Source organism: Microbulbifer maximicatervae (SeqCode), assembly GCF_052467385.1.
The window spans coordinates 1,931,608-1,945,748 of the sequence record NZ_CP174311.1; the positions used below are offsets into that span (position 1 = coordinate 1,931,608).

At 50.6% G+C, this 14,141-nt stretch carries 14 protein-coding genes; 4 read left to right on the forward strand and 10 right to left on the reverse strand.

The features are described from left to right. Positions 1-288, forward strand: coding sequence for a hypothetical protein (locus ACJJIR_RS08295; RefSeq protein WP_444907983.1), 288 nt, complete (start codon positions 1-3; stop codon positions 286-288). 748 nt (positions 289-1,036) lie between these two features. Here ACJJIR_RS08295 and ACJJIR_RS08300 read toward each other — a convergent pair. Further along, positions 1,037-1,288 (reverse strand): hypothetical protein, encoded by a 252-nt coding sequence (locus tag ACJJIR_RS08300; protein WP_444907984.1) that lies wholly within the window; start codon positions 1,286-1,288, stop codon positions 1,037-1,039. A 360-nt stretch (positions 1,289-1,648) separates the two neighbouring features. On the opposite strand from ACJJIR_RS08300, the gene ACJJIR_RS08305 reads away from it, so the two are divergent. Both ACJJIR_RS08305 and ACJJIR_RS08310 read left to right on the forward strand, forming a co-directional pair. After that, complete coding sequence (locus ACJJIR_RS08305) at positions 1,649-2,605, forward strand: hypothetical protein (protein WP_444907985.1); 957 nt, start codon at positions 1,649-1,651, stop codon at positions 2,603-2,605. Between the two features lie 304 nt (positions 2,606-2,909). After that, the gene (locus tag ACJJIR_RS08310; RefSeq protein WP_444907986.1) at positions 2,910-3,251 is read left to right on the forward strand and encodes a hypothetical protein; all 342 of its coding nucleotides are present in this window, start codon (positions 2,910-2,912) and stop codon (positions 3,249-3,251) included. 152 nt (positions 3,252-3,403) lie between these two features. Here ACJJIR_RS08310 and ACJJIR_RS08315 read toward each other — a convergent pair whose 3' ends face one another. The 9 genes from ACJJIR_RS08315 to ACJJIR_RS08355 form a co-directional block, all read right to left on the reverse strand. Continuing rightward, positions 3,404-3,739: a TusE/DsrC/DsvC family sulfur relay protein gene (locus tag ACJJIR_RS08315; RefSeq protein WP_444907987.1), complete on the reverse strand. Its 336-nt coding sequence runs from the start codon at positions 3,737-3,739 to the stop codon at positions 3,404-3,406. Between the two features lie 6 nt (positions 3,740-3,745). Next, a complete protein-coding gene (gene tusB, locus ACJJIR_RS08320; RefSeq protein WP_444907988.1) occupies positions 3,746-4,039 on the reverse strand; it encodes a sulfurtransferase complex subunit TusB in 294 nt (97 codons plus the stop codon). A gap of 1 nt (position 4,040) precedes the next feature. Further along, positions 4,041-4,403 carry a sulfurtransferase complex subunit TusC gene (gene tusC, locus ACJJIR_RS08325; protein WP_444907989.1) on the reverse strand — a complete coding sequence of 121 codons (363 nt, stop codon included), beginning with the start codon at positions 4,401-4,403 and terminating at the stop codon, positions 4,041-4,043. A gap of 2 nt (positions 4,404-4,405) precedes the next feature. Continuing rightward, a complete protein-coding gene (tusD, locus tag ACJJIR_RS08330; RefSeq protein ID WP_192879334.1) occupies positions 4,406-4,798 on the reverse strand; it encodes a sulfurtransferase complex subunit TusD in 393 nt (130 codons plus the stop codon). Between the two features lie 65 nt (positions 4,799-4,863). Beyond that, positions 4,864-5,547, reverse strand: a complete 684-nt coding sequence (locus ACJJIR_RS08335) for a Bax inhibitor-1/YccA family protein (protein WP_444907990.1) — start codon at positions 5,545-5,547, stop codon at positions 4,864-4,866. Positions 5,548-5,786: 239 nt separating this feature from the next. After that, positions 5,787-8,216, reverse strand: coding sequence for an endonuclease/exonuclease/phosphatase family protein (locus ACJJIR_RS08340; RefSeq protein WP_444907991.1), 2,430 nt, complete (start codon positions 8,214-8,216; stop codon positions 5,787-5,789). Positions 8,217-8,226: 10 nt separating this feature from the next. Then, positions 8,227-9,501 carry a glycosyltransferase gene (locus tag ACJJIR_RS08345; protein WP_444907992.1) on the reverse strand — a complete coding sequence of 425 codons (1,275 nt, stop codon included), beginning with the start codon at positions 9,499-9,501 and terminating at the stop codon, positions 8,227-8,229. Then, the gene (locus ACJJIR_RS08350; RefSeq protein WP_444907993.1) at positions 9,498-11,741 is read right to left on the reverse strand and encodes a glucosidase family protein; all 2,244 of its coding nucleotides are present in this window, start codon (positions 11,739-11,741) and stop codon (positions 9,498-9,500) included. The genes ACJJIR_RS08345 and ACJJIR_RS08350 overlap by 4 nt, the downstream gene beginning before the upstream one ends. After that, entirely contained in the window at positions 11,741-12,448 is a 708-nt protein-coding gene (locus tag ACJJIR_RS08355; RefSeq protein ID WP_413662359.1) for a TVP38/TMEM64 family protein, read from the reverse strand. The genes ACJJIR_RS08350 and ACJJIR_RS08355 overlap by 1 nt, the downstream gene beginning before the upstream one ends. A 367-nt stretch (positions 12,449-12,815) precedes the next feature. On the opposite strand from ACJJIR_RS08355, the gene ACJJIR_RS08360 reads away from it, so the two are divergent. After that, a complete protein-coding gene (locus ACJJIR_RS08360; protein ID WP_444907994.1) occupies positions 12,816-14,138 on the forward strand; it encodes a TolC family protein in 1,323 nt (440 codons plus the stop codon). Positions 14,139-14,141: the final 3 nt, after the last annotated feature.

A 14,141-nucleotide genomic window follows, 5' to 3' on the forward strand; every position in this document is an offset into this window, starting at 1 on the left:
ATGGTATTTGAAAACAAAGTGTTATCTATAAAAGAGGAATACGAAGCTTGGTTAGATAGGGAGGGGGAAGATTCACTCCTCCCGATCTTAATTCTTATAGCCATACATAATAAAAAATCTCTGGAAGGGTATGAGTTATTACCGAATTGGGTAAGGGGTTTTCTGGAAAAGGAGCTGGAACATTATCGCGAGAGTAAAGAATTTAAAATTTGGCATGCTGAAGGGGTAGTGGATCATTCTGACAAAATGCAAACTTTTGATCTCCTACGTAGAAAACAAGAGAAGTAGAGTGAAACAATTCTGGACACCCATAGATTAGAGAGAGGCGCCAGCAGCGTTGCTGGCGTTAGTCCCGGTGGCTATTTCTTTCTGCTTTATAGTTAAGGTGAGGTGAAATTCAGAATATCTATGCTTGGGTTTAGAAAAACTGTGGCTTTGAATAAAAGTGGAAAATAGTATCGAAAGAGTGGCAGGGAGATAGCAATGTGTCACAGAAAAGTAGCGCCGACAGTCGCTTATGCCATGTACCCAACGTTTATCGAGTTGTCTGCAAGCGTGTCGTACGGCCTCAGCAGACCCTACCAAACTTTTAAAGCGACTTTCAAAATTTTGGTTGAGATACAGCCAGTGTTTAGGTGAAATACTCAGCCGTTTAAGTATGGGAGGAGTATTTACGGCAGTATAGTTCCATTTCCAGGGAGTCAAATGTCGGTGACTCCAGTCGACTAACGTCAATATTAGTCAGTTCTGTAGCACGACTGGCTACTGGGCCTTCTCGTGCACTGCATTGCTGACTGGCGCCTGAATATATCATAAAGGCAAGCGTGGTGGATGATGGGTGCTTCGCTAAGACGAGGACAGGGGCTCCACAGGGTGCAGTGATATCGCCGATGTTGGCAAATATTTACTTGTACTATGTCTTGGACCTTTGGGCGTATCAATGACGACAACAATCCGCACGTGGAGCCTGTTACATAGTCCGATGGACGATAGCGTGAGACCGTTTGGATATCCAGCATTTCCCAGTGTCAATATCCTAACGCCTGCTTAAATTTGGGTTATAACTTAACGCAGATAAAAACCGGTTACTGGAGTTTGGTCGCTCCGCAATGAGCAACGCCAAATATCGTGAGCTGGAAAGCCTAGAAGCTTTACCATTCACTGGTTTACTCACCGTTGCGGCAAACGTATTTTGGGTGGATGCTTTATGCTCTGGCGCACCACCAGCCGAAAGTAACTCACAGCTAGGATAAAAGCCATCCGGCAGAAGCTGTTTAAGATGTGTCATAAGGGCGTATCCATACCTAAGTCAACGCCTGGATGTTTGATCTATCGTATAAGTTGTATACGTTAGTGGCGCACGTACGGAGCTGTACCGGAGGGGTAGCAAACCTGTAAGGGCGAGCTAGCTCTTTGCGCCGATTAGATTATACAGACATAGTCCTCGCACACAGCGGGAAATGAAGTGATAGCAAGAGGTATTATCTAGAGTAGCCTATCTGTAATTCAGTAAAGATATGAATTTCAATTGCCCCAATAATTTTTAAACAGCTATTGAGGTTTCAATCTGCTTGATAAGTTTTGTAAAAAAATAGAAGTGTTTGGTGGTTATAGATCTGTTAAAATTATTTAGTTGGTTTGAGTTAGTGTGCAAAAATGTCTTCAGGCTTTGAGTTGGCACATTGATGGTTACCAGTTAGATTTTACGGATTTTTTGTATAAAAAATATGGATTTTTAATGAAAAGATATTTACTTCTGGGCTTGTTGGTGCTCCCTTCCTTGGTATTTGCGGGTGCTGGAGATATAAAAATTGTCGGGCCTATGGCGGGGCCAACACCAATAGAAATTAAAACGTGCGATCATGATGCCGGCGCTGTTTGCTCGCTGACCTGGCGTGGAAAACAGTTTATTAATGATTATGATCATGGTCGCCAAATGCAATCTGCATGCCACTTTGATGGGCTGGGAGAAGCATATAATCCAACTGAGGCAGGCAGCTATTGGGATGGTAAAAATCCGAGTCCAAGTAGTAGTGATCTATTAGGTTACTGGTCTATTGATAATAGGTTGGCAACAACTGTAGATATGGCTTTCTGGCGAAGCGCATCAAAAAATGCAAGTCAGCCAAGGGGTTATAAGCTTAGTAAAGATATTGAGATAGGGGTTCATAATATAAATCATGCAATTCGGTACTCTGTAGCATATACAATACCGGCAGGGTACAAGCATGATTATGGATATTTTGAAACTCTGACGGGGTATATGCCTGCAGAGTTTTCAGAATTTTATGCATTTGATAAAAGCAATAACTCACTAAATCGACTGAGTGATAATCCAGGTGCTACCGATAAACCGATTATTGCTTCAACTCCTGATGGTGGTTGGGCAATGGGTGTGTATACGCCCGATATACATGATTCAACTTGGTTCCGTTATTATGATGCTATTACCTATCACTCTCAAGGTGTAGTTAAATGGAATAGTGTGTTTAAAATTGACAGCCCGTCAGCAGGAACCTATAACTTCAAGTCATATGTGGTTGTTGGGACATTAGAAAACACACGAGTCGCATTAAAGCAGTTGCATGCATATTTTAATGAGTAAGTCTCACTAAAAATTTTTAAAGGTCAGACAATATGCTCGCACAATTCTGGATACTCACAGATTAGATAGGGGGAGCTAGCAGTATTGCTGGCTCTTGTTCTAGCGCTTATTTCTTACTAAGGTCCAGAGATATACTGAGAAATTATGAGTTGAGTTCGAGAGTTCTAGTATTGGCTTTATGATCTCTGAGAATTACTTTATTGGCAAGCGTGCGGAGACTATCTCCACCCTTATTACCAAGCAGTGTGAGGAAATTCTCACGAGGAATGGTGTGTAAACTCCAGTTAAATCTTGCTCAATCATCGTGACTTTGTATCGATTGAATGGGTTGCCATTAAATGAAATCGCTCGTGAGACAGACTCTTCTCCTCAGCTTATTAAACAGAAACTTCCCAAGTTACTTAAGCTTTCACTCATAAAATATGAAGATGATTCAAGTGATAAACGAAGAAGACGTTTCTTTTTGACAGATGGAGGAAAGCTACAGGCAGAGAAAATACTTGAAACATTCCAAGAGTTAGAGCTTTCTATGGATAGACTCAATAAATATCTGGGATTCAGGCTTTCTGGCAAGTTAGAGGAAATAAAACGGGCGCTTAATGAAGTTCCACTACATTTAGAAGATGAGCTAAATAAAAGTTTTTAGAGGGAATCTAGGATGTGCTTTTATAGCAGACATGGATTTTAAGCTAAGGGGCAAAGAGCTCGCAAAAGAGAGCTGGCCTTATAGGTTAATTCATTTAGATAGTCTGTCGGCCAGGTTGTTTCGAGCTTACCTGGCCAAGTGTAGTGAGGGGATTACAAGCAGTTGGTCGGCTTAGGTAAGCCGGCAATTTTACTGGCCACTTTTGCTGGGCTTGGGGGGAAGAGTTGCATCAAGTAAATACTGCGACCCTTTTCTGCGCCGAGATGCTGGCCAATATATTTTACCAGCGGACGCATAGCGGGGGAGAGTTCAAACTCGCGGTAGAATTCTTGCAGCAGCTCAATAACTTGCCAGTGCTCCTCGGTTAACTCGATGTCCTCAGCCTTGGCTAACTGAAGGGCTGCATCCCGATTCCAGTCGCTAAGGTTGCGTAGGTAACCCTCCTTGTCCAAGGGGATTTCCTGGCCATTGACTACTAGGTTGCTCATTTTTTGTTACCGAAACCAGCTGACTATGGGTTGATGCTCGGTACAGAGCTGTACCCAGCGCGCATCATCGATCACTTCCACTCTATCCATGTTCACTGCAAGTTGCTGCTGGCCTCGGGCAGTTGCGTCTGCTTCAAGGCAGAAAATTTGGGTACTTGGTACTGTTTCCAGAACCTCGTGCCTCAGCGCATAGACACCATCTTCAATAAGCAGGAGCGAGTCATCCTGGGCAAAAGCACCCAGGCATTCCTTAAGGGCACTGCTGGTATAGGGGGATTTACTGACAATATGCAAAGTCATATCAGAAGCTCAATACAGTGGGATAGGCGGCGATCAGTGAGCCGGTATCTTTTACGGCTTTAGTCTCGGCGCCGGCAACCTGGATCTGCTCCAGGGTGATATTGCGTTCAGCGAGGCTTTTCTCACAAACGAAAAACTGCTCAATGCCAAACATCGGCAGAGCCTGCAAATTGCGTCGCAGGCTTTTCTGGCCGATATCCGCAGGCGATTGCTGGTCCAGCAATTGGAATACCCCATCGCCGAGAAATAGCAGGTCCATGTCCTGTTCCATCGCCGCCGCTGCCAGTACGGCTTCGATACCTTCCCGCGCCAGGGCATTGCCGTAGGGGGCGGTGCGGCATAGGGCCAATGATTTAGTACTCATGCTCAGCCTCCAAAGGTAATCAGGCGATCGGAGTTGGCGACAGCGTCGGTTAGTTGGCCGAGCCCAGCCAGCTCAAAACCCTCTGCCAAGTTGGCGGCGGGTCTTTCCAGGCGCTCGGCCTCTCTCTGATTCAGCACACCGCGCCGTTGCGCAGCGGCAATACAAACTACCAAGTCCAATTGGTGCTGGTGGCCCAGTGCCTGCCATTCTGAAGTCAGATCAGTTTCGTCCTGGGGTGGGGCGGCAATGGCATTGCTGTTTTGCACGCCGTCGCAGTAGAAAAACACTCGATAAATTTCGTGGCCTTGCTCTAGAAGGGCTTTGGCAAATCGGAGTGCACTGGATGAAGACTGGGTGCTGTGGGGGGCTGAGTAGATGGCTAGCGAAAACTTCATAGGGGGCCAAATAGTAAAATGCCCCGCAGTGCGGGGCATTGTGACTTGCTCAACAAAGCTGTTGCTTAGTCGTCAGAAGATGCGAATCCAAAGATGTGCAGCAAGCTGGTGAACAGGTTGAAGATATTCAGGTACAGGGAGGCAGTCGCCATCAGGTAGTTGGTCTCGCCACCGTTGATGATGCGGCTGGTATCGTACAGGATGAAGCCAGACATCAGCAGGGCAACAACGCCGCTCAGGGCAACGCTAAACAGCGGCATGTGGATGCCGAAGAAGCCAGCGATGATAACGCCCAGGAAACATACCAGTACTGCGATCAGGCCAACAGCCAGGAAGCCGCCCATAAAGCTGAAGTCTTTGCGGGTAGTCAGTACGTAGGCAGACAGGGCAAAGAAGATCAGGGCAGTGGTGCCCAGGGCTTGCATAACGATCTGGCCGCCGCCAGCCATGCCCAGGAAGTGGTTAAGCATTGGACCAATGGAGGCACCCAGCAAGCCGGTAAATGCGAATACAACACCAACGCCTGCGGCGGAGTTTGCTGTGCGCGGTAATACGAACCAGATGAGGGCCAGGGCTCCCAGGGAGCAGACCAGGCTCATGCCACGGCCCATGCCAATAGACATGGAAATACCGGCGGTAATGGCACTGAAGAGAACGGTCATTGCCAGTAGGGCATAGGTATTGCGCAACACCTTCGCCGATTCCGAGCGATCCAGTGCGCGGGTTTGAGTATAAGCTTGCGGTTGCATTTAGCGACTCCTGCTATTAAGTGATAGAAGAATCATATAGCTCGCAGTGGGGACCTTCAAGTCGGGAAAACCCTTTTAGCGTCCGTCTGCCAGTCTCTATGAATTCACAAAAACCCTATATTTTTAAAGGATTTATTCAAATATTCTCCGCTTATTGTGGGGGCTGTGGGGCATTTTTCAAGTGTTATCGCTCGGGTTGGAGGGTGCGAAGAGTGTGGGGCTCGATAAACCGAGATCGATTACTTTCCACCCTTGATGGGTAGGTCGATATCCACGATCAATGGCAGGTGATCTGAGGCTTGGCGGGTCAGCGATGTCCTGGGCACCCGTACCCGCTTCACATTGAGTCCCGCACTTAGGAACATGTGATCGATACGGACCTTGAGGAAGGTCCCTTTGGGGTTGTGGCGGGGCGCCTGTTCCTGGGCATCCCTGAGATAGCCTCCGAGTCGCTTGCACTCGGCAGAGTTGGGTAGCGCGTTGAAGTCTCCCAGCAGCACTCGCTCTCCGGTGCAGCGGGGATTGCTAAGCCATTCGGGGCCGAGAAGGGCATCTACCTGACGCAGCCGCTCTGCACGGGATAGCCCCAGGTGGGTGTTGATAATCTGGATAGGTTTGCCATTGGCCTCGATTTCCACCCAAACAGCTCCGCGAGGTTCGTCTGCAGCAGGGTTAAAAAGCCCCCCTTTGCCGGAGGGAGGGCCGGGCAAAATCCCTTTCTTGATGAGCCGGGCGGGGAGATGGGTGAGGATCGCATCACCGTAGCGCTCCTCTTTCATATTTATAGTGGGCTGGAAGTGCAGGTCCATTGCCAGTAGACGAGCAAGTCTTTCGGCCTGGTCGAGGCCTCCGGTGCGTTTGCGCATGACATCCAGTTCTTGTAATGCCACCACATCCGGGCGATAGCGGGCAATTACCCGGGCAATTCGCTGTGGGGAGAGCTTGCCATCCAGCCCTCGGCAACTGTGAACGTTGTAGGTCATGATGCGCAAAACAGTTTTTGGCATCCTGTGGTTATCTACCTTCATGGGGCGGGCGCCACGGAGGTAGGCGCGGGCTGTGGAGCGCAGATCCTGCGGGCGCCAGTAGCCCCGACTGGGGTCTGGGGGCTGGATATCCTCTGGCATCAGGGCGAAGGCATGGGTCTCATTGGGGCCTGAGCCGCCGTGACTGCCATTTTCCATGGCGAAAGTCATGGGTTGCCGCATACCGGCACACCAGCCGTACATCATAAAGTCGCCAGAGTCTGGGTGCCGGCACAGGCTGGCCATATCCTCTGAGGCTTCAACCGGGTAGGGGTGTTCGTCCCCCATCAATTTGCGGCCGTCTTCAGGAAGCTTGATGGGGCCATCTTTCCACCACCCATGCACTGGTGAGGAAGCGGGGGAGGATGGGTCTTCCAGGTAGAGTACTAGGGGCACTTTGGCTTGCTCCACCATCCTTTTGGCGGCATCTGCCCGGCTGGTACCGTTCAGATCAATGTTGTACAGCATGGCGATTGGGCCCAGGGCCGCTATGGCAGTAGGCGTTCTATCGCCCTCTTGCGTGGATTCCTCTTCGATGCTGCTTTTGTCCATCCACTCACTGCCGAACAGTCGAGCTCGCTCGAAACGGACCTTTTTGGGGATGGTGGTAGATTTGATCTTCGGCGCTGAAGGTAAATTGGATAGAGCTTCCGAGAGGGCATCGCCAAGACTGCGCCCGTTGACCTCTTCATAGGCCACTGTTTGTTCCTGGCCGTGGTCTGAAAAAATCCACACATCGTAGTGCCGCCGTTCGGAGCTGTGTGCAGCCTTCCAGATTTTGGCTATCGCACTATCTATGCCTTTTAGCACCCAGTGCGCGAATGCTGACTTTGGCCCGCGCCGGTGTGATTGCTCATCGTAACCGAGCAGGTTGATATAAATAATCGGCAGGCCGCGGGTGATATCAACTTTTACCCCCATGGTGCACAGCTCTCTAGTGAGAATGGTGATGCCTACCCGTGTGGGGATAAACAACAACTCCTTAATCAGGTTTTGGCCGGCGATAATCCCGCGTACGCAATCAATCAGGGATAGAACCAGTTCAATCAAAATTAATGCAGTGGTGCGAACAAGGCTCCAAATATTGGTGACAATCAGGATGGCGATTGCCATCGGGCTGGCTTCGCGTAGGGCCGGGCCCCATCCCTGGTCGGCGGGGCAGAAGTGCGCTTCACCGGTTTTTGTTCCGGCTTTAAATAGGCTGAGATAACAGCTGCCCCCTCGCAACAGAGGATCGCGGTGTTGAGTCTTAATTCTTTTTTCGACCAGGGCGGCAACCTCAGGATCGTACATGCGTCCGAGTTTTTGCGTTTCGTGGACGAGGAAGCCAAATGCAGGTACGGCCTGGCGCACTCCATAAAAAAGTTCGGCTTGCACCGCAGGAGTTGTCGAGGGGACTCCCGGATACATATGCTCCAGGCGATAGTGTTCTTTTCTAATTAGCCGCTTCAGAAACGGCATTCGCCCTCGGGCCAGTGCTTTGAGAAGTTCGGGGTAGGCCAGTCCGTCAATCTGGATCAAAATTAGCCCTGGGGCATGGGGGCTGTTTGGGTTGGTGGATAGTCCGAGTAAGCGAGTAATCCACTCGCTGCGACTGAGTCGGCGGCGCCAGCGTCTGATTGATAGTCCGATACGGCTTAACATAGTTAGTGGACTAACGCTTGGGTGGTTGATTCAAGGCTGCGCCTGCGGCTTCTGTGAAGCCCTCGAAAATCTCCCACTGTATGGTGATTAATTTTCCAGTGCGTATACATCGCGCATAAATAGAGTTATCAAGCGGCCAGTTGTAGTGCACGAGGGGTTGATAGAGATCCAGTGCTCGCTGGGCACAGCTATTCATGGAAAAGTCCTGGGCCGTAATTCTGGCTTCCCTGATCATCTGCTGGCGGCGGTCATCAGGCAGGTTGTGGAACCAACGTATCGCCGCCACAAAATCATTCAGCGATTCTTTGGTTACCAGGCAGCCGTTAATACCTTGCTTCAATATATCTCTTGATCCATTGGCTTCCAGGGCGATCACGGGAACTCCAGAGGCCATTGCCTCAGACAGCACTAGACCTTGGGTTTCAGTAGTGGAAGTAAATAGGAAGGTGTCCATCGCGCTATAGACATCCCGGCGGGCATCACCAATGACTTTCCCTGGCATATGTACACGTTGCATTAATTTTTTGTCGGTAAAAAACTGCTGGAGCTGATTTTCCAGTGGGCCGCTGCCAGCGAGAAGAAAGTGTGCGGATGGATATTCCTGTAAAAATTTGGCGACGGCCTGACAAAGAAAAACCAGGTTTTTTTCCTTCCCGAAGCGGCCCAGATGTCCCAACAAGAATGCTGATGCAGGTATTTTCAGTTTTTTCCTGAGCTTATTTCCTTTTCCATGGGCGTATTGCTCTGGGTGCACTCCCGTAGGGACTTCCGCGATTGGAGTTTGTACCCCTCGCTCCCGGAGAAGTCTCACAATGCTCAGGCTTGGGGCCAAGACCAGATTTGCTTTATTGGCGAAGCGGGTGGCAACTTCCATTACAAAGCGTTTGAGCGCTTGTGAATCTCCCATCAAGTTGTGGGTATAGTGCTCGTACAATGTGTGATGGGTAAAAACGAGCGGTAACTCGCGCTCTCGCGAAAGACGTAGGGCAGTCAGCCCCAGGAGAAAAGGGTGGTGGGCATGGAGGATATCCGGACGGAATTTATCTAGGGCATCATTCAAGACGCCTGAGAATGGCAGTGCCATGGAAAAGTCGGTGCCATTAAAATTCTGGATTGAGTGAATTCTCAGAACATGTTCTTCATCGTCAGACTTTTGCGGGAACTCGGGTGCGATGACCAGTACTTTGTGCCCACGTTTGCGATATTCCTCACTAAACGCGGCGACGGAGTGCGCAACGCCGCCCACGTGAGGTAAGTAGGTGTTGGTGAGCATCACGATATTCACTTGGGGCTCAACTCCGCACTCTGCGATTCGTCGGTGATCAGCACTGGCCGGAAGCCGATGGCCTTAATGGCGATAGGTGGGGGCTTACCATGCCAATCGGCAGCCCAAGAGACCGTTGGCGTGGAGCCTGGTTGAATCTCCAGGGTGACCGAGCCAAACCGGGTTGGCGCGGGCCCAAAGCGGATGGGCTGACCTGAGTCAGTACCTTTGAGCCACTCGGGGGGGAGCCCGGAGATAAGTACCAGAGCGTCCTGCTCTTCGCGGACGAAGCAATTGCGTTGCATCGCCACCCACTCAGCCGCTGCCCAGGCGTGCTGTCCATCCCCCATGCATCCGCCGAGAGAATGGGGGTGGATGGCTTCCGGCCATTGCCCTGTTGGCGATGCCAGTTCTGCGACACTGCGCATAAGGTCAATACAGCGGGCATCTCCAGCGCGAAGCAATACCTGGGCAATGTGGAGAGTGAGGTAGGCGTTAATGCCGGAATGGATCATGTCCTGGAAAAACCCGCCGCTCACAAAGCACTTTTCCATCAGGTATTCCGCCAGGTCTACCAACCTCGGGTCCTCTGGTGGGTAGAGTTGCAAGGGATAGCCTGCGGCGATCGACCCTACGGCACCGGCATCCAGGCGCCGGTTTGGTGAGGCGGGCATCGCGGGGCGGCCCAGGCGGTCCTGTGCATCCTGCAAGCTTTGATCGATAGTGCGCTGGAAGTCGCTGGCCGCAGTATTGAAGCGATGGGCGTTGTCATCCATACCTTCGCGTGTGCAAATATTGGCAGCACTCTGCAGGCCGGCGACGCCCCAGAAGTCGTCCCAGTAGTAGCAGTCGTTGGGCCCCAGGTGTTCTGCACTGAATCCCGCAGGGAGCAGGCCCCCACAGGGGCTACCATCATTCGGAAGGCGCTTGTTGATAATCCATTTGGCACCCCTGACGACAGGTTCGCACCACGGCTGCTTTAAGGGTTTGCCGGTTAATTCACAATAGAGGTTGAAGATCCACAGGGCTTCACCATTGGAGTCCCACTCGCCGTCCTGGGAGTGAAAAAAACCATCCCGCTTTTGCCGGTGGGGAAATTGCTCCAGAGCTCTTTCTGCGCGGTTTGTCAGTCCGGCATAAAGCAGCGATTGAATCATAAATGCCGCGTCCCGAAACCAAAACCGTTTGTAGGTGTAAGGACCTGGGTAGACATCTTTGGGAGAGTGGAGAATAAGGGTGCGTATTGCTGAGTCGTAGAGAAACTGAAACTTTTCGTCGGGAACGGTCAGGGCGCAGTGGCCTTCCAGGACGTGTTCCCAGCAAAGGGGAGAGCGCTGTTTACTCTCCTCTGTGACCAGGGGAATAGCAACCTCAACCTTGCGGGATTTTCGGTCTTCGATGCGAAACATGGCAGCAGCGGAGGCCATGCCAATATCGCAGAGCCCCTCGCGATTGCTCTCTTTGTCTCGGAGATGGAGATAGATATCGCCACGCTTGTAATTGGATGCCAGGTGTTTGTCTACCGGCTGGCTGAACTCTACGGCGGCCTTGTCTTCAATAAGCCAATTGCGCCCGCTATCGCCCAGACGAACCTTGTGAACAAAGCTGACGCCTTCAGGATTGCAGGGGCGCAAGACTACCATTAGCCAGCCGCCTCCCGGGCATTGGGCATTGAGTTCAAGCACACAGCGGGGGTGGCCTTGGAGCAGGCTCGCTGAGGCCCTATTGTGCAACTTAAGGCCCCGGCGATGGGATTCGGTAACTATTGCAATATCATCTCCCAGTTCCTGGTGCTGGTTGCAGAAGCCGAGGGTGGAAGGCATTAGCTCTTCACCGCTATCACTGATGACCCAGACATCGATAGACCAACCATCGTAGTGGGGTGTAAGCAGGCCTCGGGGGTCGACAATCGGCAGTTCTTCGCAGTCGGGTATACCTACAGCAGTCCAGTTGCGGTGGCTCAAATTACAGTGGCTAATGGAAAAAGCCCGGGGGATAAACGACTTGTCATAGGGATCGAACTGACGCTGAATCCAGTAGGGCCACACCCAGTCCAGGTTGTGTTGTATGACTTTGCTGTTGATCAGTGCTCGAGCGTGAAATACCGCCCCTGCGCGTAGCAGCTCGATGGGTTCACTCACCTCTGAAGGCTCGGCAAAGCGCTGTAAATGCGCCATCAATGTGAGTGGATCAAGGAAACCGTGAGCGGTGGCAAAGCGGCGTACGAAGAAGCGCCAAGGTAGCCATTTCATCCAAGGCATCAGAGATCCTCTTCTTTAATAATTCTTTTCAATGCACGGCGAGCCATTCGGGTGAGCCCGATTAGTGCGATGACGGCCAGGGCGAATCCGGCAATATAAAATCCCCACTGAATTGGAGTGCGCTCCTCAACCTTGCCCAGGGAGGTGAGATCTGCTGCGATGGAGCCGATGTAAACGTTGTGCAATGTAAGAGGGATAATTCCAAGGAAATTTCCGATCACAAAGTCACGCAGTCGAACTGGAGTCAGTCCAAAGAAGTAGTTCGACAACTTGAAGGGAAATAGGGGAACCAGTCGGGTCAACATAATCATTTGCCAGCCCTCGCGACGAATTACTTCGCCGACAGTCGCGGGCTTGATATGAGACATAACCCACCGAGAGGGCTTCTCGCCGAGAAGGTAGCGGGCGATAAGAAATGCGAGGGTTGCCCCAAGTACGGTGCCGGCAATAACCAGTAGAGTTCCTTTTATAACGCCAAATACAAACCCCGCCCCCATGGTAAAAATGACGCCAGGGAGTAAAAAGACGATTGCTGCGGCCACAATTAAGATAAATAGCAAACTTGTCTGCCAGCCCTGCTCATTGAGCCACTGCATCAGCTCAATAATCTGATCATCCAGGTCAAAATAAACCAATAAGCTCAACACCCCAGCCACGGCGATAGTGCAAACCGCGAGAATCAATAGAGGAATAAACTTCACCGCCATAGGGTTTTCCACGGAACCAAAGAAATACGGTTTTGATTGCCGCCATTAACTAGCCTAGCTAAAGGATCGCGACAGGTGATGCTTCTTTATGGCGTCTACACAGTTTCTGTTCGGAAAACTGATGGGAGGGGGCTGCCCGCTCTAAGAGGTGCTGGTGTTTTCAAAAATGAATTTCTAGTCGCCAGTCGGTGGAATATAAACTTACTAAGTTATTAAAAATGTGAATATTGTCCAAGGGGACAAATAGGAATCCGCCAGTCTGGGGTCAGCAGTCCGGCCAGTGGCTGTCAACAGATATACTTACTCGATCCTAAATTTATTTGCGCAGTGAGCAGATTTAAATTGTTGCTGGAAATAGAGGTGGCCGTTGTTCGAGTGCGCGCTCGCAATACTGCTGACTGGCGGCGGAGCCTGGAGCTATGCCAGCGAGCCTGTTTTGACCCTGGAAGATGCCGTCGATTTGGCAGTGACAGCTAATTTACGGGTTCAGGCGGCTGCGCTTGAAGTTAATGAGGTTTGGGATGACGTCGAGGCATTAAAAACAAAGCGCTATCCCCGGCTGGAAATGAATGCAGGGATAATCGATAACTTAACACGCCAGAGGTACACCTTTGATCGTGGCGTTTTTGTGCAGAATTCTCCGATAGGCCCTATCCCTCCTAGGGATATAGAGATCACATCAGAGGAAGGTGTGACCAAGACCTTCTCTGTCAGCGCGACCCAACCTATCACACAGCTATACACAATAGAGCTAGAGATTTGTGAGGGGTATGTTGTCACTGAAATGGCGGAGGAAAAGGTTCGCTTGGTGCAGCAGGATATAGGCTACCTCACCAAGATCCAGTATTTTGAAATTGGCAGAATCCTTGGTGATTTACAGGCCGTGGATGAAGCCATTATCTTCCTGACTTCTTTGAGTGAACTTGTAGGGAATTATGTTGCACAACAAGTTGCCCTTGAATATGAACTTTTGGATGTGCGAGCACGCCTAGCCCAGCGCAGGCTGGAGCGCCAGCGCCTTATTGATGAGATGGCGACAGCGAAGGAGCGTCTCAATGCGTTGATGGCCCGGGATGTTGAAACGCCCTTCAATATTCAGAGTCTACCAAACCCACATCATTTAGCGTTCGATGTCGAAACCTCTTTAGGACTTGCCTTTGAGCAGCGTCCAGATCTCGCTGAATCAGAGCTGTCGATTGAGCGGGCTGAATATAGTTACGATGTGAAGAAGTCCGAGTATATCCCCGAAGTAGATTTGAATATTGAATACCTAAAGCTTTATGACGTCAGTTTAATACCCGATGCTGAAGCTTTCATTGCCCTGGAGATGCGCTGGGAATTTTTTGATTGGGGGCGGAAACGGGATGAACTTTCCAGTCGTGCCAATAAAATTCTCGAAGCGGAAAAAAAGTCTGAAGAGGTTCGAAATCGAATAGAAATAGAGGTTCGTGAAAGCTTGCGTCGCTTGCGCACTTCTCAAGAGTCTGTAGGCGTTGCGCGGGAATTACAAGCGGCCTATAGGGAAAAAGTACGGGTAATGACAAATCGTTACCGCGAACAAGCTGCTGTTCTGAGTGATGTCCTGGAGGCGGAAAAACAGCTTTTTCGTGCGAATAGCGACTACAACCGCGCGATACTGTCTGTTTGGGGGTCCCTGGCGGAATATGAAAGGTCGGTGGGGGAAGTGTGATAA